Source organism: Halorubrum luteum (assembly GCF_054652935.1).
This window is the reverse complement of record NZ_BAAIGT010000002.1, coordinates 2,132,902-2,152,490: the sequence shown is the minus strand read 5'-3', so window position 1 is coordinate 2,152,490 and position 19,589 is coordinate 2,132,902. Positions and strand designations below refer to the sequence as shown.

The window sequence follows — 19,589 nt, the reverse complement described above, 5'->3', positions numbered from 1 at the left end:
GAGCTCGGGAGTCGGTTCGAGTCGACGCCACCGAACGCGACGCCACCGCGACTCTGCCGCTCCACAGTAGTGTTGTCCATAAATAACAATACCGACGACGAGGGTAAAAGGATGCGGAAGGGAGACGCCGGCGAGTCGGAGGCCACGGGATCCACACGGATCATCGGCGTGTCGAGACGGCGACGCGACCGCTACTGCAGATATCGCCGCCGGACGCGCTCGACGTGTGTGCCGGCGTGGCGACCGACGCCGAGCGCGGCGACCGCGACCGCGGTTCCGATCGCGGTCCACCCGAGAAGCGTTGCGAGCGCCCGGCCGGGCGCGACGTAGCCGCCGCCCGCATCGAACGCGAGCGCGACGACGTACTCGAAAACGAGGCCACGGAACGCACCGTTCGGGGTCGCCGCGACCAGCCCGGCGAGCTCACCGACTGCGACCGAATCCCCCAGCGAGCGCAACACGGCGAGGTCCCCACCAAACACGCCACCGACGAGCACGACCCCGCCGAGCGCGAGCGCGCTCCGGCGGCTCGACGCCAGCGTCGAGACGGCCGCGGCCGCCGCGAGATACGCCGCGCCGAGACACATCACGAATGCGATAAACCGAACGAAAAGCAGCGGCGAGTCGACCCCGGTGTGGGTCGCGTAGATCCCGGTGTCGGGAGCCGCAGCCGCCCAGATGTAGCCGCCGACGAGGAGGTACGGCACGCCGACGAGCGCCGCAAGCGCGAGCAGCCGCGCGAGCAACACGGCGAGGACGTACGTCACGGCTCCGACGCCGTACGTCCGGATCACGGCGAGCTCCCCGCTCGACGCGTCCGTGAGCAGCGCACGATACCCGATACCGACGGCGACGAGAGGAACGAGCGCCTCCGTCGGCAACAACAGGTCGACGATCGCCGGGACGAATCCGGTCGCGCCGCCACCGCCGACGACCACGAACCCGCCGAGCGCCGCGAGCAGCCCGACCGCCAGCAGGCCGTACCCCGGAGTCCGGAGAACCGTCGCGAGCTCCCGACGGAACACCGCCGAGAACGCCGCTCGACGCCCGGTCATCGGTCGGACACCCCGGCGACGTGCACGCGGTCCGACGCGTCATCATCCGGGTCCTCGCCCTCCGGGTCCGGGTCGCCGTCGACGACCGCACGATACAGCTCCTCGGAGTCGTTGACGCCGTACCGATCGAGCAGCGCCGCACGACCGCCAGCCGCCGCAACCCGACCGCGGTGCAACACGACGATCCCGTCGGCGTGCGCGTCGACGAGTCCGAGATCGTGTGAACTCACCACGACTGCGGCGTCGGCGGCGTGGTCGGCGGCCAGCTCGAACGCTCGTTCGCGCATCCCGGGGTCGAGCCCGCTGGTCGGCTCGTCGAGAACGACGACCGGCGGATCACCGAGCGTCGCCTGCGCGATCCCGAGAAGCCGACGCATCCCCCCGGAGAGCGCGTCGACGCGCCGGGCCGCCGCGTCCGCGAGTCCGACCGTCTCGAGACGTGCGTCGGGGTCGGCGTCGACGAGGCGCGCGTAAAACGCGAGCGTCTCCCGCGCGGTGAACGACCCGCGAAACGGAACGTCCTGCGGGAGATAGCCGACGGGACGCTGCACGTCCGGGCCGGTGTATCTGACAGTTCCTTCCACCGGGGCGGTCTCGCCGGCGAGGATCCGGAGCAGCGTCGACTTGCCGGAGCCGTTCGGCCCGACCACCGCGGTGACCCCGGGACCAACCGCAAGCGACGCCGACCGCAACACCGGGACGCCGCCGTACGCGTGCGTTACATCGCGGATCTCGGCGAGCGATTCGCCACCGTCTGCCGCCGTGTCGTGGTTCATGACGTGTACCCTCCGCGATCGACGGTAGCCGTCCCGTTCGCCGGGTCGGAAAGCGCCGACCGCCAGTCAGCACGGACCTGACTGTCGGCGTCGCCGGTCGCCGCGGCGACCCGGTCCGGCGCGTACGGCTCGGCGGCCGGTGCCGGATCGAGGATGCTCCCAGTCCGCGATCCGGCGGCGGTGCCGACCAGCCGGTCGAGCAGCGTCGCCGCCGGCGACTCCGACAGGGTCACCGCGGCGGGATCCCGGTGGAACGCGGCGTCGACCGGCGAGGTCGGACGGTACCCCCGGTCGCCGGCGTCGGAGAATCTCGCGTCCGCGCCCTCCCAGTAGTTCCCGACGTCGCCGTCCGCCCAGATCCGGAGCGCGCCGGCACCAGCGCCCGCGTGCCGGTCGTTCGCGACGAAGTCGTTCGCCACGACGCGACTGGACGGGACGACCGTGGTCGCGCGTGCGCCCTCCTCGTTGCCGGCGAGGACGTTGCGTTCGTACAGCGACTGCCGGGAGCTGGTCGAGAGTCCGAGCCCGTTGTCCACGAGCGTGTTGTAGCCGACGTACGTCCGGGTGCCGGACGCCTGGATCCCGGCGGCGGAGCCGCGAACGTGGTTGCCGACGATAGCGTTGCCTTCCGGCCGGGTCATCACCGTGATCCCGCCGAACACCGCGTCTCTCGCGTCGTTGTCCGCGATGAGCGTGTCGCCGGTGTACATCAGATGGACGCCGTAGCGGTTCTCCCGGAACGTGGCGTTCCGGATCACGGAGCCGTCCGCACGGTGGAGATACACGCCGTCGCGTCCGCCGACGAACTCGCCGTCGGTGAGCGTCACCCGCGACTCCATTCCGACGACGCCCATGAATCCGTCGCGCCAGTCGTCGGTGCCGTCGACCGAGAGCTCCGTGATCGTCGCATGCGAGCCGCCCCGAAGGAGGACGCCGCTCGCGTTCGTCTCGACGTGCACGTCCTCGACGACGAGCCCCGGCGCGCCGATACCGCGGATCCCCGCGTCGCCGTGGCCGTACCCCAGCTGCACGTTCGTGTCCCACGTGGCGGTGATGTCGCCGTCGTCGGTCTCGTTGCCGTCCTCGCCGTCGTCGCTCGCGTCGTTTCCGCCCGGCGGATCACGAACGGCGTCCGCGTCTCGGGTCTGGTTCCCGGTGCCGGCGACGTGAACGCTCCTGATCGCGACGTCGGGCGCGCGAGCCGTGATCACCGACCCGTTTCCGTCACCGCGAATCGTCGGATGCGCGTCGTCGATGCCGCCTCCCCCGGCGATCGTGAGGGGTTTGGTCACCTCGACCGTTTCGGCGTACTCGCCCGGCGGGATGAGGACGGTCGTGTTCGGCGGTGCGGCCTCGACTGCGGCCGCGACCGTCGGCTCGTCCTCGCCGACGACGACCGAGACCGGTCGGTCCGCACGGCGCTGCGCGTCGGCGACCCGGTCGTCCGCCGTCGTCCACCGCGCTGGAGCCATCGATCGGACCGTCCTCGCGGTGTCGACGTCGAACGACCGCTCGCGGAGCGCCGCCCACGCGACGACCTCGCCGCCGTGTTCGTCGACGAACGCGTCCGCAACCGAACGGTCCGCGAAGGGGATCACGGTCTCGCCGGCCGGTGTTCGGGCGTCGCTTCCGACGACGTAGACGGCCTCGTCGGCGGGCGTCCACGAGGGTCGGCGTTCGGCGTCGAACAGTCCATCGCCGCCGACGGTCGTATCCGTCCCGTCGAACGTCTGCACGTACACGGCCAGCGGATGGCCGAACTGCGTCTCGACGCGGTCGTCGTCGAGCGCGTCGACGAGCGACTCGATCCCGTTGTATCCCACGACGTACTGGAACCCCGAGTAGAACACCTGGGCTTTCGGGACGGTTGCCGAACCGGCCATCAGCTCGTCCGCCTCGGCCGAGAGCCCCAGCTCGACGGCGTCGTCGTACCGAACCGGGTCGGGTGCCGCGTCCGCCGGGTCGGCGAGGAACGCGCCGGCCGTCGTGACCGCCGCGAGCGCGACGAGGACGCCGACGGCGACCAGCACGTACCGCGAACGGTCGCCGTACGGGTCGAAAAACTGCACATACGCAGTTGGTTCTACACCCATTTAGGGAGTCTGGTTCATTCCTCGAACGTCGGCGTGAACCGCTCCCGAGGGTCTAAACGCCGGTAGCGCCGAACGTCGATCGATGCCAGTACATGAGCTCTCCTCGATCGATCGCCGGGCACTGCTCGCGGGCGTCGCGGGCGGGGTGGCGTTCGCGTCAGCGGGCTGTCTCGGTGACGACGAGGCCGGCGACGTCGAACCCGTATCACTGGACGGTGAACGCGCCTGCGACCAGTGTGGCATGATCGTCGAGGACCACCCCGGGCCGGTCGGACAGATCCACTTCGAGGATGACGAGCCGGAGGGGGGACGCCCGGCGCAGTTCTGCAGCAGCACCTGCACGTACACGTATCGGTTCGACGCGGAAGACGGCGGGCGGGAGCCGCGCGTCACGTTCCTCACCGACTACTCCCGGGTCGACCAGGAGGCCTTCGAGGAGGGCGACGACGTGCTGTTCTCCTCGCACGTCGAGGCCGACGCGTTCGCGCGAACCACCGAGCTCACCGTCGTCGTCGGCAGCGACGTCGCCGGCGCGATGGGGCCCGAGGTGATTCCGTTCAGCGACGACGCGGACGTCGACGCGTTCGTCGACGAGTACGGCGGCGAGCCGATCGACGCCGAATCAGTCGATCGGGCGACCGTGGACGGCTCCTAGGTCGCGCAAATCATCGGTTTGCGGCTCCTCGGTCGCGCAAATCATGCAGGATCCGCCTTCGTCACCTCGATCTCGACGTCGTCGCCGTCGACGCCGATCCGGGCGAACTGTGTCCGAACGTGTTCTTTGGCAGCCGTAACCGCCTGCGATCTGGTGTCGAAGCCGCGCGGCATCGGCTCCTCGAAAGCCACACGGATCTCCGTGCCGTCGACGATGAGCGGGGAGCCGCCGCTTTCGACCTCATAAAAGGAGTCGCAGACCCAAACGTACGGCGCGTTCTCGTCCGGCGCACCCTTATACGACGGCGGCTCCTCGCCACGCTCGAACACCGTGCCGGTGAGCTCCGTCCCACCACCCCGACCGCGGACGAGTATCATGGCCCCGCTACACGTCGGACGGATAAAAGGCCCGCGCGAGCGGACCGTCATCGGTCGCCGGCGAGATCGGGGGTGCGGGCGTCCGGACCTCCGGGGGAAACCGCTTTCCACGTGGCCCTCGGTTGGTTGGATATGACGCTGGAGGATTTCACCGAGTTCACCGGTGAGGAGTCGGCCGCCGGCTCCGGCGACGACGCCGAATCGGGCGCGACCGACGTCGAATCGGGCGCGACCAACGGCAGCGATACCGACGACGCGTTCACCGACTACGACGTGGATCCGGCCGGTGAGGACGCGGGGCTCGGCGTCGTCTCCGTCTCGCAGGGCCTTCGCGTCGCCGAGGAAGCGGACGAGACCACGCTGAAAGCGTTCGTCACGGCGGGCAACCGGGAGTCGGTCAGGCTCGGGACGTACCTCGTCGTCCCGTACCCGGACGGTGAGCGGCTGTTTTGTCGGATCATCGGCCTGGAGTACGCACAGGAGTTCCAGTCGGACGACGCGACCGAGATCCACGCCCGCCGCCAGATGCGCCGCGACGAGTTCACCGAGCGCGACTACAAGTTCATGGCGGAGTTGGAGCCGGTCTCCGTCGTCTACCGCGACGGCGACGAGCTCCGCCGTCGGATGACCGACCGGGTGCCGAAACCCGGCGCGGTCGTCGAGGAGGCGGCGGACGCGACCGAGATCAAGACCGGGCTGAAGATCCCCGAGTCCGGCGTCTTCCTCGGACACCTCTCGGTCGGCGGCGAGAAGGTCCGAACGGCGGCGTCACCGCCTACGGTCGACTACCGCGTGAAAGACGACTACGCCGACGGCGACCCGCTCGCGTTCCGGCACACGCTGATCGCCGGCGGGACCGGGTCGGGAAAGACCCACGCCGCAAAAAACGTACTCCGCCAGTATCTCGATGTGGACCGGCGTTATCCGATGGCCGACGGACGCGAGGCGCGGATGGCAGTCGTGCAGTTCGATCCGCAGGACGAGTACGCACAGATGCACGACGACAATCCGGATCTCGACGACGCTGACGCCCGGCGACTGGAGCGGGAGGGGATCGCGCACGGCGGCCACGACGACACGGTCGCACTCGTCCCCGCGGCGGACGGGGCGACGTACTCCGGCGATCGACACCGCGCGGAGCAGGTCGAGTTCACGATCCCGTTCTCGATGGTGGAGGAGTACGACATGCCGTGGCTCGTCGCCGGCTCCGGATTAAACGACAACCAGTACCCCGCGCTGTTGACGCTGCTCGATCGGTTCTTCCGCGATTACGGCGACTCCGGAACGTATCAGCAGTTCCTCTCGTATCTCGACGATCCGGCGCTCAAAGAGGAGCTTCACGAGTCCGGGCGGGTGCACGAAGCCACCTACGACGCCGTGAAACGACGCGTTCGGGGCGTTCCCGGCGGCGTGTTCGACGGGGACGCGAAGCCGATCACGGAGCTGGACCATACGCTGGTCCGTCCCGGCGGGCTCTCGGTCGTCCCGACGTACCATCTCCCGACCTCCAGACAGAAGGAGATCGTCGTGCTCGCCGTCTCGACGATGCTCGTCGGCGACAAGCTGTCGAACGATCCGCGAAGCGCCCGTGTGAAAGAGACCCCGCTGTTAGTCGGCATGGACGAGGCGCACAACTTCCTCGCCGACGCCGACAACGTGCAGGCACGGAAGGTGGTGAACACGTTCACCGAGGCGGCCAAGCAGGGGCGGAAAGAGCGGCTCGGTCTCTTCCTGATCACGCAGGATCCACAGGACGTCGCGGAGTCGGTGTTCAAACAGATCAACACCAAAGTCGTCTTAAATCTCGGCGACGAGGACGCGATCAACAGCGTGAACATCCCGTCGAATCTGGCGGGGAAGGTGCCGTACATGGAGAAGGGACAGATGGTGGTCTACTCGCCGGACAACTCCGAGCCGGTCGAACTGATCGGGTTGTCGAACTGCGTGACGCGTCACGGAGACTGACTGGCAGTGACTGACGGGCCCCTCACGTGGATCCCGTGGCGGTTCACAGGTCTCGGTTCGGGAAGACCATCACCGGTACGTCCGCTTCCCGTATGAGCCGTCCTCCGGGGTCGCCGGCGATCGTTCGGGCCCACTCGTCGATGTTTCTCGGGGTGAACGCGACGAGCGTCGCCCCCGTCATACCGATCGCATCGACGAGTGCCTCCACCACCTCGCGCCCTTCAAGTGTCACCCACTCGAACTGTACGTCATCACGGTGGAGGATGTCCGAGAAGGTTTCGTAGGTCGCTCCTGCAAACTGGTCTCGTCCCGTCTTGATCGTCGTCTCGGCGGTCGAACCCGGCGTAACGTGTGTGACGATCAGCTTCGTATCCGGAGTGAGATGTGGCCGAACCGCACGCGCCGTCTCCTCAGCGTCCTTGGGACCCGCAATCGGCACCAAGATTCGCTCAAACAGGTCGCTTTTCATAGGTGAATGATCGATACTCCGGGTCCATCAAAAGTGTGTGGGAGCTTCCAAGCGACTCGACTCGAACTACCGGGAGGTCGGAGCCGCCGTGTCGTCGGTCCGGCGAGACCCACCGGGACTCCCGCGGGAAACGGCGGAGTTTTCCCGGTGCCGCCCGGTGTCGCGGTATGGACGACGAGCTCATCGACGAAGCGGGGATCCCCCGCTCGCGATACACGAAGCTCCCCGGAAAGGGGTTCTTCTATCCGGATTCGCTCGACGAGGAGCGCGCGGAACAGCGTGCAAAGGAAACGATCGAGGGGGCCGAGGCGGTCGTGGTCGCCGACGGCGACGCCGACGGACTTGCCTGTGCCGCGATGGTCCGCGAGGCGTACGACGCCGCCCACGATGTCGCCGACTTCGAGGCAGCGCTCGAACGGCGGGTCGCGGGCGACGAGGACGGCGACGAAGACGAGGCGGACCGCGACGAAGACGCCGCGGATGACGACCCGACGGAGGACGCGCACACGGAGTCCCCGGTCGGGCTGATCGCGGCCGGACCGTACTCGATCGACACGTCGCTCGAACGGGTCGCCGCGTACGCGGACGACGGGATCGACCTGTTCGTCTGTGACCTGTGTCCCGACGACTACGAGTGGATCGCCGAGCCGCTGGAGTCGCTTGCGTCGTCGTGTGACTCGATCCGGTGGTTCGATCACCACCAGTGGGACGACGCGACCGCCGAGTCGGTTCGAGCGGCGGGCGTCGACCTCGTGGTCGGCGACAGCGACGAGGAGTGCACCGCGGACGTGGCGCTTCGCTCGCTCGATCACGGGTTCGACGACCGGTGGACCGAGCTCGCGGCGGTCACCCGCGACCACGACCTGTGGATCAAAGAGGATCCGCGCTCGGACGATCTGGCGGACTTCTCGTACTGGACCGGAGCCGAGGCGTACACGACCGTGGTCGGGGCATACGGTGCGGATCTTCCGGAGGTCGTCCACGCCTACCTCACCGACCGGCGGGTCGAAAAGGAGGCACGCATCGAGGCCGCCGTCGACCGCGCGGTCACCCACGAGGTCGGCGAGTGGACCGTCGCGGTCACGTACGGCCGCTGCTCACAGAACGAGGTCGCGGAGACGCTCCGCGAGCAGGGGGCCGACGCCGCGGTGATCGTCAAGCCCGCTGGCTCCGCGTCGATCCGCGGCTCCGAAGGGTTCAAACACGCTCACGAGGTCGCCGGAAAGGTCAACGGCGGAGGACATCCGCAGGCGGCAGGCTGTAAGCCGGAGATCTACGACGATATGCTCGATTACGCACACCACTGGACGACGGAGGGACAGGCGTGCCGCCGAGTGATACTCGCGGCGTTCGAGGGCGTCGCCGAGAACGTTGCAGCCGCCGAAGCGGATCCGGACGGCGAGTAGTCCGAACGCGGCGCCTCACCGAGTCCGAGACGGCGGTCGGTTACGACGTCGACGGCGACATCTCGATGTTGAGGCTCTTCTGAATGACCTGGGTGAACGCCATCGAGCAGAGGAAGTACCAGACGATCCACACCTGGATCGGTCCGATCACGCCGGTAGTCCACTCCACGGTGCCGGCGAAAGGAATGACGAGCGTCTCCAGTTCGTACTGGGCCTCGCTGCCACGATAGCCGACGACCCAGAACATCCAGAGGAACGCGGGGATCGTGAGGAACATGATCCACACCATCGGGCGGAACTGCTCTTTGAACATGCCGAGCTGGTCGCCCATCGCCTCCATCTGCTCTTCTTGAATGGCGTCGAGCGCCTCGTCGTCGTCGCGCTCTTTTGCCTCCTTGCGCCGTTCCTGAATGTCTTTCATTCGGTCCTGGTACACGCTCATCTTCTCCATGTCCATCAAGCCGGCACGAAGTAGCGTCGAGTAGAGACCGGTCGCGAGCGCGACGACCATGATGACGACGTAGAAGGGAACGATGCCGAGGAGCGGACCGAACACGAAGTCGATCGCGCCGGCGATCACGTTCCGGACCGGCTCGAACGCGTAGCCGACGAAGAAGCCGACGGTCGCCAGCGCGGCGAGTTTGTCCCATTTGGTCCAGTCCGTCGTCTCCGGCGTCTCGAAGTCGCCGCCGCTCGTGAGGTCCTCGTCTTCATCCAACCCCTCCTCGATCCCCTCGCGGTCGGCGAGCGCGAAGCCGGTCTCGCCGTCGACGAGAATCTCCTTTTCGATGAGTCGGCCCCACTGTCCGCTCGTGATCTCGTCGCGGACGTCGATCCACTGCACCTCGCCGTCGTCCGCGTCGCCGTCGCCGGCGCGCTCCAAGACGACTTCGAGGGCGTCCCGCATCGAGCCGTCCTCGCGGACGAGCGAGCGGACACGCCGTTCGACCTTGCTCATTACGAGCGGCTTGGCAGTGGACGGTTAAGAACCTTGCAGGATCGGTGTCGTCTCAGCGCTCCACAACGTCCCGGATCCGGTCGAACACGTCGTCGGGTGCGGCCTCGCCGTCGACCTCGACGAGGTCGCCCTCCTCGCGGAAATGTTCGATGACGGGCTCGGTGTTTTCGCGGTACACGCGAAGTCGCTCGCGAACCGTCTCCTCCTCGTCGTCCTCACGCTGGACGAGCCGCTCCTGAACCGACTCGTCGTCGGGCCAATTGTACTCGACGTGATAGATCTCTCCCGTCTCGGGGTCGAGCCGACGACCGGTGAGCCGACCGACGAGCTCCTCTTCGTCGACATCGAGAAATATCACGGCGTCGAGATCGGTGATCTCGGAGAGATACTCCGCCTGCGAGAGGTTGCGTGGATACCCGTCGAGCACGAACCCGTCCGCCTCGGACAGCGCCGCCTTCACGATCTCGTTGACGACCGGGTCGGGAACGAGTTCGCCCGCCTCCATGAACGATCGCGGCGTGCCGTACTCCGTCTCCATATCCTTGTTCGCGCGGAGCGCGTCGCCGGTCGTGACGTGTTCGATGTCGTACTCGGCCGCCAGCTTCTTGCTCTGTGTCCCCTTGCCCGCACCCGGTGCACCCAACAGCAGGATCCGATGGCTCATATCGAACGCTTGCCGCCCGTACGTAAAGCCTTGAAGAAACACGCCGGGAACTGCCGGGACCGTCTACGTGCTAGAGGCGCGACGTCGACTCCGTCGACTACCGCCGTGGACCGGTCGAGAACTCCGCCGCGAGCCCGCGGAGGTACCACAGGAGCACGAGCCCGAACACGAACCCGCCGGCTGCTGCGACCACCAGCTGTGTCGCCGTCGGATCGCCCAGAAGCATTATCAGCGGCGGCGACGCCGTCACTAGCGCGAGAAAGCCGATCTGGATCTTTCGGTTTCCGGACTCCCGTTCCGCGTCGGTCATCGGCTCTACCACGTCGGCTCACCTCGATGCGTCGCCGTCGTCGGTCCCTCCCCATCCGACGGAGTCGATCCCTGCTCGCCGTCCATGAGCGTACGAGGAGACGGACGAGTATGAACCCAGTGGACGACGCGACGCGCCGCCACGCGCCGTTCGTTCCGCGGCGCTTTTGACCCGACGCCGACAACGAGCGCCTAATGGACGACGAACTCCACGAGCGCGTCGAGCGGGCCGGCGAGCAGGCCGCGCTGTTCAACGCGCTCAAACACGGTAGCGACCCCGACGTGGGCGCGATCATGGGCCCGCTGATGGGCGAGAATCCCGAGTTCCGACCGCACGGCGACGAGATCCCCGGCGTGCTCGGCTCCGTCGTCGCCGACGTCGCCGCGATGGACGAGACGGAACGTCGCGAGCGACTCGTCGAGCTCGCACCGGAACTGGTCGAGGAGCTCGAGGCGGAGGCGGAGACGGACGACCACGTCCTCCCCGACCTGCCGAACGCCGAGCCCGGCGAGGTCGTGATGCGTGCGGCCCCGAACCCGAACGGCCCGTGGCACATGGGTCACGCGCGGATGCCCGCGGTGATCGGAACGTACAAAGAGCGGTACGACGGGGAGTTCATCTGCCGGTTCGACGACACCGACCCCGAGACGAAACGCCCCGACCTCGACGCGTACGACGCGATCCTCGAGGACATCGCGTATCTCGGGTTCGAGCCGGACCGCGTGCTCACGGCGTCCGACCGGGTGGAGACGTACTACGAGCACGCCCGCGAACTGATCGACGCCGGCGGGGCGTACACCTGTGACCTTCCGGGCGAGGAGTTCTCCGAGCTCAAAAACGCCGGCGAACCCTCGCCGAACCGGGATAAAGACCCGGAGACGGTCCGCACGGAGTTCGACGCGATGGTCGCCGGCGAGTACGACGCCGGCGAACTGGTGCTTCGCGTGAAGACCGACATCGAACACAAAAACCCGGCGCTGCGCGACTGGGTCGCGTTCCGGATGGTCGACACTCCACATCCCCGCGAGGCGGCGTCCGAGTACCGCTGCTGGCCGATGCTCGACTTCCAGTCCGGCGTCGACGACCACCTCACGGGCGTCACCCACATCATCCGCGGGATCGACCTGCAGGACTCCGCGAAGCGCCAGCAGTTCCTGTACGACTACTTCGACTGGGAGTACCCCGAGGTGCTCCACTGGGGCCACGTCCAGATCGACGAGTACGACGTGAAGCTGTCGACGTCGACGATCAAACGGCTCATCGACGACGGCGAGCTGACGGGTTGGGACGACCCGCGAGCACCCACGCTCGCGGCCGTTCGTCGCCGCGGCATCCGCGGCGAGGCGATCGTCGATTCGATGACGGAGCTGGGGATGTCCACCTCCGACGTCGACCTCGCGATGTCGTCCGTGTACGCAAACAATCGCGACATCGTCGACGACGAGGCGAACCGGTACTTCCTCGTGCGCGACCGCGAGGAGGACCCCGCGGTCGCCCGAGACGTGATCGGCGGTCCCGAGACGGGTCACCCGCCGCTTCATCCGGACCACGAGGAGCGGGGCGACCGAACCGTCCCGGCCGGCCGCGTCCTGCTCGAGGAGTCCGACCTTCCCGCCCACGGCGAGCGGGTCTGGCTCAAGGGGTTCGGCTGCGTCCGACACGTCCGCGACGCGTTCGAGTACGTCGGCGACGACATCGCCGTCGTCCGTGACGGCGACGTCGACGTTGTCCACTGGGTACCGGCCGACGAGGGGCTCCGGACACGCATGCGGACCGTCGAGGGCGACGTGGTCGGCTACGCGGAGCCCGCACTCGCCGATGTCGACGTGGACACCGTCGTCCAGTTCGAGCGTGTCGGCTTCGTCCGGATCGACGCGTTCGATCCGTCACCCAGCGAGGAGGCGGAGGCCGGACCGACCGGTGGTGAGGACGTGCTCGTCTACTACGCGCACCCGTAGCCGCGGCCGACGAAGAAGGAGCCTATCGAGCCGTCGGCGTGACGTCACTGATGGCGTTCATCACCTGCACCGCGGCGCTGGCGGCGAGCCCCTTCGCAACCTCGTCAGCGTCGGCGTCGGCGATTCCGGCCTCGAGTTCGTCGGCGTCGGGCGTGAAGCCGGCCGAGACGGGGTGGCCGGCCGGCGGATTCACCGCGACTGTCGCCTGTGGTCCCTCTGCTCCGACCGACAGCTCCGATCCCACCGCGTAGCTGTCGGGGAGATACGACTCGGTTCGAGTGACGATGCCGGCTACGGTGCGCCGAAGCTGGCGTTCCTGCTCCGGAGACAGGTCGACGGCCGCGGGCTCGCCCGCGTTCGTGACGCCCGGCCCCCCCGCATACGGGTTGTTGCCGTTCATTGAAGTTGCCAACCGTACGCGGAGCCGACTCAAAAAGGCGTCGGCCGTCCCAACCGCCTCAGAGCACCGACTCCGACTCACCGTACGCCGCGATCACGACTGCGGTGGTGTACCGCTCCGGCTCCGCGGCCGCGGTCTCGACGTGGAGGTCGCGCTCGGGGAGCTCCCAGTCGCGAAGCTCGCTTCCGTCGTCGAGGCCGGCGTGGATCCGCTCGCGTACGTCCTCGGAGTTCGCTCCGGTCACCTCGTAGAACAGCCCGGGCCCCGGCCCCGTCGTCCAGCCGAGCCCCGCTGCGACGTTCGGTCGGCGTCGTGGTGCACGCTTGCTGTCGGCCGCCTCCGCGCCGGCACGTCCGCCCTCCCGGAAGTCGACCTCGTCGCTCGGACCGACCGTGCGTCGCGCCTCGACGACGGTAAGCGCGTTGCCGGCGGGACCGAGATCCGGCGCGCGATCGACGTGCCTGACCGTCGCGTCCGCGGGAACGACGGACGACACCGCGATCAGGTTGTAGTTGTGCAGGTTCGCGTCCGCGAGCGCGGCGTCGTAGGAGGCCATCGCGGTGTCCGCGACGCCGACGCCGCCGACGACGTGGATGGTGCTCATGACCGACATCTCGTCGTCGTCCGGGTTAAGGCGTTACGAAGCTGGTCATGCTCGATGCATCCGTTGCGCTCGATGCATCCGTTGCGCTCGATGCATCCGTTGCGCTCGATGCATCCGTTGCGCTCGATGCATCCGTTGCGCTCGATGCATCCGTCGCGCCGGACCGTCGTGCACGCTTTCAGGAGATCGGTCGGCGACGGGAAATTAACTGACTCCAACGATGCGCCGGAGGGCTCAGTACTGGTAGTTGATAACGCGGTCGTCCGTATCCTCCACGTCCTGAAGCTTCTCGCGAGCCTTCTCGAAGTCGACGCGATGGACTTCCGTCCGGTCGTCACGGATGGCGAACATCCCGGCCTCCGTCGCCAGCGAGGCGATGTCGGCCCCGCTGTAGCCGTCGAGTTCCGCGGCGACGTCGCCGACGTCGAGGTCGTCGGTCACGTTCATATCCGCGGTGTGGATCTCGAGGATGCGTTCGCGTCCCTCCGCATCGGGCTCGGGCACCTCGATGAGACGGTCGAACCGGCCGGGACGAAGGATCGCCTCGTCGAGCATGTCGAATCGATTAGTGGCGGCCATAATGCGGATCTCGCCGCGGTCGTCGAACCCGTCCATCTCCGAGAGCAACTGCATCATCGTCCGCTGGACCTCCGCGTCGCCCGACGTCTTCGAGTCCGTGCGCTTGGCGGCGACGGCGTCGATCTCGTCGATGAAGATGACGGCGGGCTCACGCTCCGCAGCGAGCTCGAACAGGTCGCGAACGAGCCGGGACCCCTCGCCGATGAACTTCCGCACGAGCTCGGAGCCGGCCATCTTGATGAACGTGGCGTCGGATTCGTTGGCGACCGCCTTCGCGAGCATCGTCTTCCCCGTTCCTGGCGGGCCATGCAGGAGAACGCCGCTCGGCGGCTCGACGCCAACGGTCTCGAACTGCTCCGGGTTCTCCAGTGGGTCCTCGACCGCCTCCCTGACCTCGCGGATCTGCTCGTCGATGCCGCCGATGTCGTCGTAGGTCACGTCCGGCGAGGCGGTGACCTCCATCGCCTGTGCGCGCGAGTCCGTCTCATCGTCGAGGATCTGTTGGACCGCGAACGAGTCGTTGATCGCGACACGGTCGCCGGGACGGAGCTCCGTGTCGAGCCGGGTCGACGTCTTCGTCAACACCTCCTGGTTGTTGCCGTGCTGTTTGATAACGACGCCGTCGTCGGTGAGCTCCTCGACCGACGCGATGTACAGCGACGACGTCTTCAACACCTCGTTTTCGCGTTTCAGTTTGTCTACCTCCGCTTTGAGCTCGCCGCGACGGCCCTGCACGTTATCCAGACGGTCCTCCAGTTCCTCGTTTACCTGCACGATCCGCCTGTAGTGTTGGCGGATCGCCTCGAGCCGTTCCGCCTCGCTCATCTCCGGATCGAGTTCCAGACGAGGACGGTCGGGCAATGAGGGGCTATGAGACATTCGTTAACCGACGTTACGATGCGAGCGTAAATGTGTTTTTGGGTCACGGTGACGACGCCGATCGAGTCACGGTGACGACGCCGATCGAGTCACGGTGACGACGCTTGTGTCGCCACCATGACGACGCCGTCCCTGGGTCGGCGTTCGGTTCTCCGTGACGGCGTTTTCGAAGGGTGTGACCGCGGATCCGGAGACCGTAGTCGGCCAAAGAATCGAATCTGATAATCTGCCGTTGGGTTTTATTTACCTCACCGTGGTATTCCTGCACATGTCCCAGCAGCCCGGCTCTCGTGATGCCGTGTTCTCAACGACGGGAATGATCCTCCGCATCGAGCGTGGCCGGCCATGAGCGAGCCGGATGGCGGGGATAACACCACCGTGCTCGCGGTCGAGGACGAGCCCGACCTTGCGGAGCTGTACCGCATCTATCTCGAAGCAACCTACGACGTCCGAGTCGCAACAGACGGAGAGACTGCGTTAGCGATGATGGACGAGTCGGTCGACGTCGTGCTGCTCGATCGCCGGATGCCGGATATGACGGGCACGGAGGTGTTGTGGGAGCTTCGCGAGGCGGGGTACAACGCCCGGATCGCGATGTTGACCGCGGTCGAACCCGACATCGACATCGTCGACATGCCGTTCGACGACTACAAGACGAAGCCGGTGACGAAGGAGGATCTCATCGGATTGGTCGAGGTGTTACGGTATCGGGCCGAGTTCGACGAACGAAGCCAGGAGTTCTTCGCGCTCGCCTCGAAGAAGGCCGCGCTGGAGGTCACCGGTAACCACGGCACCGACGAGTACGCCGAGCTGGTCGACCGGCTCCGGGACGTCAGAAGCGAGGTCGACGAGACGCTGGATAAGCTCGCCGCCGAGGATGCGTTCGTCGAACTGTCCACGGGATCGGTTTGATCTGACGCCGCGACGACCGGCGTCGGCCAAGACGACATGGCTGCGACCGATTATTACTGTTCGGTCGTTTGTGCGAGATCCTCGACGGAGAACCCTTTCTCCATGAGAAGATCCGTCTGGTCGCCGACGTATCGCTGTTCACGCATCAGCTGTTTGAACGCGGACTGTGGCGAGAGGTCACCGATAAGCACGCCGCCGACGACCCGCCCGTCCTGTAGTGCGACGCGTCGCCACTCGCCCTCGGCGGTCGTCGCCTCCACGGTTTCATCGCCGATGGTCGGATGGCCGAACGAGAGGAACGGGAAGTCGAAGTGCGTGATCGAGTACGAGGAAACCCACTTGAACTCCTTCGAGCCGTAGTCGAGCATGTTGTGTGCGGCGATCGACCCCTGCTCCTTCGCGGATCCCCACGATCCGTTCTGTGCGCGGTCGCCGAGCAGCACGTCGTGGTACCGCGTGATGTCGCCGGCGGCGAACACGTTGTCGACGTTCGTACGCATGTACTCGTCGACGACGATGCCGTCGTCCGTCTCGATCGGCGTGTCCTCGACCAGCTCGGTGTTGAAGTCGAGCCCGATGGCGACGCCGGCGAAGTCGCACTCGTAGCGCTCGCCGTTCGGGTCCACGGCGGCAGTGACGTGCCCGTCGTCGTCGACCTCGAAGTGATCGACTCCGGAGCCGAACACGGGTTCGACGCCGCGCTCGCGCATCGCCTCGTGCATGATCTCCGCACCCTCCTCCGAGAGCGCGTACCGCCACCAACAGTCGCCACGCATCAGGTACTCCGCCTCGACGTCCTGTGCGCCACAGATCGCCGCGAAGTCGATCCCGAGCAGCCCCGCGCCGACGATGACGCCATGGTCGGCGTTCTCGACGCTTCGTTTGATCTCGCGGGCGTCCTGGAACGTCCAGAAGTGGTGGATCCCGTCGGCGTCCGAGTTCTCGACCGGGAGCTGCTGGGGCGTGCCGCCGACGGCCAGCAGAAGGGTGTCGTACTCGAACGTCTCACCGTCGTGAGTGTGAACCGCGTCGTTTTCGGTGTCGACGTCGACGACGACGGTGTTCAGACGAAGGTCGACGTCGTTGTCGTCGTACCAGCTCTCGTCGTGGATCGAGATCGGTGCTTCCGGGAGCTTCCCCTTCGCGTACTCTTTGATCAGGATCCGGTTGTAGAGGGACTCCCCTTCGTCCGTGATAACCGTGATCTCGGCGTCCGGTGATTGCTCGCGGAGCGTCTCCGCCGCGGATGCCCCCGCGATACCGTCTCCGATGATCACGTGTGAATCACTCATGTTCGGGCGTTTGAAGCGAGGGTTAATGTGGATTACCATCCGCGTGGATGATAATGAGGGTAAACCTCATACCATAGGCCAACGAACTGTATGGGGAGTATAATGACCGTTGATCACGGGAGATACCGGATGCTGACGACGCCGGGCTCCGACCGCACTTCGACTCGATTGACGCCGAGTCGGGCGGCACGCGAGAGCGTCCTCTCCCGGTCTTCGATCACCTCGGTAACCGTGCTTTCGGTCGTCTCCTCCGGGGTCGTCAGCACGTGGATCTCGCCGACTCCGGCCCGCTGCTCGCGGACCAGCTCCCCGACCGGCTGGTCGGCGGCGAGGTCGCGCTCCTGAACCGTCGGCGGCTCCTCGCTCCGCTCGATCGACAGCTCCCACCGGTCGGTCACTTCGACGGCCTGATACGTGACGTTCATTGGAGGGTCCGGAGCGACGGTCGCCTCGATCGCGTCGTCGACCGACAGATCGGGGTTCGAGCTCAGCGTGTGGACCTGCCCGTCGTTGACGTCTTTGATCACGGCCGAATCGGCCTCGACGTGCGTCACGAGGAACGTGCTCTCCTTTTCGGTTGGCGTCGGACGCGTCGACTCGTCGGTCATTACCCGCCGATAGAACGCCGACGCTTTTCCGGGTTTCGAGGAGCCTCTCCAGCGAGGCGGGCGCTCAATCGGCGGAGCCGGAGAGATCGTCGTCTCCCGCCTGCGTCCCCTCGTCGGTCTCGTGGGAATCCGACGCGGGTGCGTCAGCTTCGGGTTGCCGGAGCCGACGATGTGTGAGAAACATAAGAACGGCGACGACGACCGGCGGCACGAGCCCGGCAAGCGGCGGCAACGCGTACAGCGCAGTGACGACGACGGAGTCCGACGGGTCTCGCAGGTCGGCGGGCGCTGAGATCACCATCGCGAGGTAGATCGACGCGAGAAAGAGGAACCCCGTGTACGCAAGCATCCGGTCGTAGCCGTCCGCGACCGGATCGTTTCGACGATGTCGCCGCGCGACGAAAAGCAGCGGCGCGAGAAGCGGCCCGACCGCAGCGAACCCCGCGATCACGTACAGCGACCGCGAGAATAAGAAGAGCCCGCCGTCCATCTCGGCCGTCTCGCCCATCCAGACGACGAGCGCCAGCGTCACGACGACGGCGATGAGCGCCGCCGAAACCGTGCCGATCACCCCGTACACGCGCATCGTCCACGACTTCGTGTGTCGGATCGCGTACGGGATCGCTCCGAACACGCCTCGGTAGCTGTCGGCCATCGAGCGCGCTACGAGCGACGGCTGATTAAACCCCGCGACTGCGTGCGACGAGGCGGGCCTCTACCGAGCCGCGCGGACGACCGGTGCCGCCGTCGGAAACGGCGGGCTACTCCGAGTCGTGGGCGTGACTCATCTCGGCGTCCACGTCCCCGGGACCGAACTCGTCGACGGGCATGACGCTGTAATCGATCGACAGCGTGTCTTTGGTCGCGCGGACCTTGCCGACGAACGACGAGATCTCCGCTAAATCCCCCTCGAGCACGAACAGCTCCATACAGTAGTGCGGGCCGACGTGGCTGTGGAAGTTGGACGCGACGAGATGTTCGTGTTCGTGCCGGAGCTGCATCATCCGCTCTTCGACGCTCGTCGTCTCGTAATCGAAAAGCACCGTGACGACGGCCATCAGGTCTCTTTCCTCGAGTTTCGCGTCCTCGAACTCGCCGAGGAGGTTTCGAGACGCCTCACGGACGACCTCGCTGCGGCCCGTGTAGCCGTGCTCGTCCGCGAACTCGTCGATCCGATTCAACAGGTCCTCCGGCATCGAGACGCTGACGACCGTCATGTAATAACCTATAGCGCGAATATTATTAATTCTTAACTATCGAGTCCGCGTCCCCGAGCCGCTCGGAGAGCCACGCGTAGTGGTCGAGAAGGGCCCGTTCCCCGGCGTCGGTGAGCGCGTACACATCGGCGATCCCCTCCGTCCGACGCTCGAGGTGACCGGAGTCGACCAGCGCCGACATCGTCCCGTAAAAGGATCCCGGGTCGATCCGCTCGTCGTAATGGGTCTCGATCCGGTTTTTGAGCGACTGTGCTCGGAGCTCCCCGGCATCGTACAGGATCGCACAGATATCCCGACGACGTCCGCTGTGCAGCCACTTCGTCATGGTGACCGATCGGATCCGGTCGAACACGACGGTTTCGGTTGCGCTGGCGTCGTCGAGCGACGGCACCGTATACACGTCCTCCGGCAC

22 protein-coding genes are annotated in these 19,589 nt (G+C 66.7%); 6 read left to right on the top strand and 16 right to left on the bottom strand.

The genetic code is table 11. The features are described from left to right. Positions 1–191: 191 nt before the first annotated feature. The 3 genes from ACYQ0R_RS10660 to ACYQ0R_RS10650 are packed head-to-tail and all read right to left on the bottom strand — an operon-like array spanning position 192 to position 3,900. The gene (locus ACYQ0R_RS10660) at positions 192–1,055 is read right to left on the bottom strand and encodes a copper ABC transporter permease (protein WP_459823427.1); all 864 of its coding nucleotides are present in this window, start codon (positions 1,053–1,055) and stop codon (positions 192–194) included. Beyond that, positions 1,052–1,831, bottom strand: a complete 780-nt coding sequence (locus ACYQ0R_RS10655; protein ID WP_459823424.1) for an ATP-binding cassette domain-containing protein — start codon at positions 1,829–1,831, stop codon at positions 1,052–1,054. The genes ACYQ0R_RS10660 and ACYQ0R_RS10655 overlap by 4 nt, the downstream gene beginning before the upstream one ends. Then, on the bottom strand, positions 1,828–3,900 hold the full coding sequence (locus tag ACYQ0R_RS10650; protein WP_459823421.1) for a NosD domain-containing protein: 2,073 nt from the start codon (positions 3,898–3,900) through the stop codon (positions 1,828–1,830). The genes ACYQ0R_RS10655 and ACYQ0R_RS10650 overlap by 4 nt, the downstream gene beginning before the upstream one ends. A gap of 106 nt (positions 3,901–4,006) precedes the next feature. Here ACYQ0R_RS10650 and ACYQ0R_RS10645 point away from each other — a divergent pair, with 106 nt between their 5' ends. Continuing rightward, positions 4,007–4,579, top strand: a complete 573-nt coding sequence (locus ACYQ0R_RS10645) for a nitrous oxide reductase accessory protein NosL (RefSeq protein WP_459823418.1) — start codon at positions 4,007–4,009, stop codon at positions 4,577–4,579. 41 nt (positions 4,580–4,620) lie between these two features. Here the strand turns inward: ACYQ0R_RS10645 and ACYQ0R_RS10640 are convergent, their stop codons facing one another. Beyond that, a complete protein-coding gene (locus ACYQ0R_RS10640; protein WP_459823416.1) occupies positions 4,621–4,956 on the bottom strand; it encodes a DUF7113 family protein in 336 nt (111 codons plus the stop codon). 132 nt (positions 4,957–5,088) lie between these two features. Here ACYQ0R_RS10640 and ACYQ0R_RS10635 point away from each other — a divergent pair, with 132 nt between their 5' ends. Beyond that, positions 5,089–6,921: an ATP-binding protein gene (locus ACYQ0R_RS10635; RefSeq protein ID WP_459823413.1), complete on the top strand. Its 1,833-nt coding sequence runs from the start codon at positions 5,089–5,091 to the stop codon at positions 6,919–6,921. Between the two features lie 43 nt (positions 6,922–6,964). Here ACYQ0R_RS10635 and ACYQ0R_RS10630 read toward each other — a convergent pair whose 3' ends face one another. Beyond that, positions 6,965–7,390 carry a universal stress protein gene (locus ACYQ0R_RS10630; protein ID WP_459823411.1) on the bottom strand — a complete coding sequence of 142 codons (426 nt, stop codon included), beginning with the start codon at positions 7,388–7,390 and terminating at the stop codon, positions 6,965–6,967. Positions 7,391–7,557: 167 nt separating this feature from the next. Between ACYQ0R_RS10630 and ACYQ0R_RS10625 the strand changes: the two genes are divergently transcribed. Continuing rightward, a complete protein-coding gene (locus ACYQ0R_RS10625; RefSeq protein WP_459823409.1) occupies positions 7,558–8,796 on the top strand; it encodes a DHH family phosphoesterase in 1,239 nt (412 codons plus the stop codon). A gap of 40 nt (positions 8,797–8,836) precedes the next feature. On the opposite strand, the gene ACYQ0R_RS10620 is transcribed toward ACYQ0R_RS10625, so the two are convergent. From ACYQ0R_RS10620 to ACYQ0R_RS10610, 3 genes are all read right to left on the bottom strand, one after another. Next, positions 8,837–9,754 (bottom strand): DUF106 domain-containing protein, encoded by a 918-nt coding sequence (locus ACYQ0R_RS10620; RefSeq protein WP_459823406.1) that lies wholly within the window; start codon positions 9,752–9,754, stop codon positions 8,837–8,839. A 52-nt stretch (positions 9,755–9,806) separates the two neighbouring features. Continuing rightward, a complete protein-coding gene (locus ACYQ0R_RS10615) occupies positions 9,807–10,418 on the bottom strand; it encodes an adenylate kinase (RefSeq protein ID WP_459823405.1) in 612 nt (203 codons plus the stop codon). Between the two features lie 97 nt (positions 10,419–10,515). Then, positions 10,516–10,728 carry a hypothetical protein gene (locus ACYQ0R_RS10610; protein WP_459823404.1) on the bottom strand — a complete coding sequence of 71 codons (213 nt, stop codon included), beginning with the start codon at positions 10,726–10,728 and terminating at the stop codon, positions 10,516–10,518. Positions 10,729–10,922: 194 nt separating this feature from the next. Between ACYQ0R_RS10610 and ACYQ0R_RS10605 the strand changes: the two genes are divergently transcribed. Further along, complete coding sequence (locus tag ACYQ0R_RS10605) at positions 10,923–12,686, top strand: glutamate--tRNA ligase (RefSeq protein ID WP_459823402.1); 1,764 nt, start codon at positions 10,923–10,925, stop codon at positions 12,684–12,686. Between the two features lie 22 nt (positions 12,687–12,708). On the opposite strand, the gene ACYQ0R_RS10600 is transcribed toward ACYQ0R_RS10605, so the two are convergent. Beyond that, the gene (locus ACYQ0R_RS10600; RefSeq protein WP_459823399.1) at positions 12,709–13,086 is read right to left on the bottom strand and encodes a DUF5811 family protein; all 378 of its coding nucleotides are present in this window, start codon (positions 13,084–13,086) and stop codon (positions 12,709–12,711) included. A gap of 58 nt (positions 13,087–13,144) precedes the next feature. Next, positions 13,145–13,690, bottom strand: coding sequence for a pyruvoyl-dependent arginine decarboxylase (locus ACYQ0R_RS10595; RefSeq protein ID WP_459823397.1), 546 nt, complete (start codon positions 13,688–13,690; stop codon positions 13,145–13,147). 47 nt (positions 13,691–13,737) lie between these two features. On the opposite strand from ACYQ0R_RS10595, the gene ACYQ0R_RS10590 reads away from it, so the two are divergent. Then, on the top strand, positions 13,738–13,902 hold the full coding sequence (locus ACYQ0R_RS10590) for a hypothetical protein (RefSeq protein WP_459823395.1): 165 nt from the start codon (positions 13,738–13,740) through the stop codon (positions 13,900–13,902). Positions 13,903–13,924: 22 nt separating this feature from the next. Here ACYQ0R_RS10590 and pan2 read toward each other — a convergent pair whose 3' ends face one another. Beyond that, a complete protein-coding gene (pan2, locus tag ACYQ0R_RS10585) occupies positions 13,925–15,148 on the bottom strand; it encodes a proteasome-activating nucleotidase Pan2 (protein ID WP_459823393.1) in 1,224 nt (407 codons plus the stop codon). A gap of 345 nt (positions 15,149–15,493) precedes the next feature. Between pan2 and ACYQ0R_RS10580 the strand changes: the two genes are divergently transcribed. After that, entirely contained in the window at positions 15,494–16,060 is a 567-nt protein-coding gene (locus tag ACYQ0R_RS10580) for a response regulator (RefSeq protein ID WP_459823391.1), read from the top strand. Between the two features lie 53 nt (positions 16,061–16,113). On the opposite strand, the gene ACYQ0R_RS10575 is transcribed toward ACYQ0R_RS10580, so the two are convergent. The 5 genes from ACYQ0R_RS10575 to ACYQ0R_RS10555 form a co-directional block, all read right to left on the bottom strand. Then, positions 16,114–17,352: an NAD(P)/FAD-dependent oxidoreductase gene (locus ACYQ0R_RS10575; protein WP_459823389.1), complete on the bottom strand. Its 1,239-nt coding sequence runs from the start codon at positions 17,350–17,352 to the stop codon at positions 16,114–16,116. A 113-nt stretch (positions 17,353–17,465) separates the two neighbouring features. Further along, positions 17,466–17,960 (bottom strand): DUF5812 family protein, encoded by a 495-nt coding sequence (locus ACYQ0R_RS10570; protein ID WP_459823387.1) that lies wholly within the window; start codon positions 17,958–17,960, stop codon positions 17,466–17,468. A 64-nt stretch (positions 17,961–18,024) separates the two neighbouring features. Then, positions 18,025–18,615: a DUF8056 family protein gene (locus tag ACYQ0R_RS10565; RefSeq protein ID WP_459823384.1), complete on the bottom strand. Its 591-nt coding sequence runs from the start codon at positions 18,613–18,615 to the stop codon at positions 18,025–18,027. Positions 18,616–18,721: 106 nt separating this feature from the next. Beyond that, positions 18,722–19,177 (bottom strand): CopG family ribbon-helix-helix protein, encoded by a 456-nt coding sequence (locus ACYQ0R_RS10560; protein WP_459823382.1) that lies wholly within the window; start codon positions 19,175–19,177, stop codon positions 18,722–18,724. Positions 19,178–19,202: 25 nt separating this feature from the next. Continuing rightward, complete coding sequence (locus ACYQ0R_RS10555) at positions 19,203–19,568, bottom strand: PadR family transcriptional regulator (RefSeq protein ID WP_459823380.1); 366 nt, start codon at positions 19,566–19,568, stop codon at positions 19,203–19,205. Positions 19,569–19,589 lie beyond the last annotated feature (21 nt).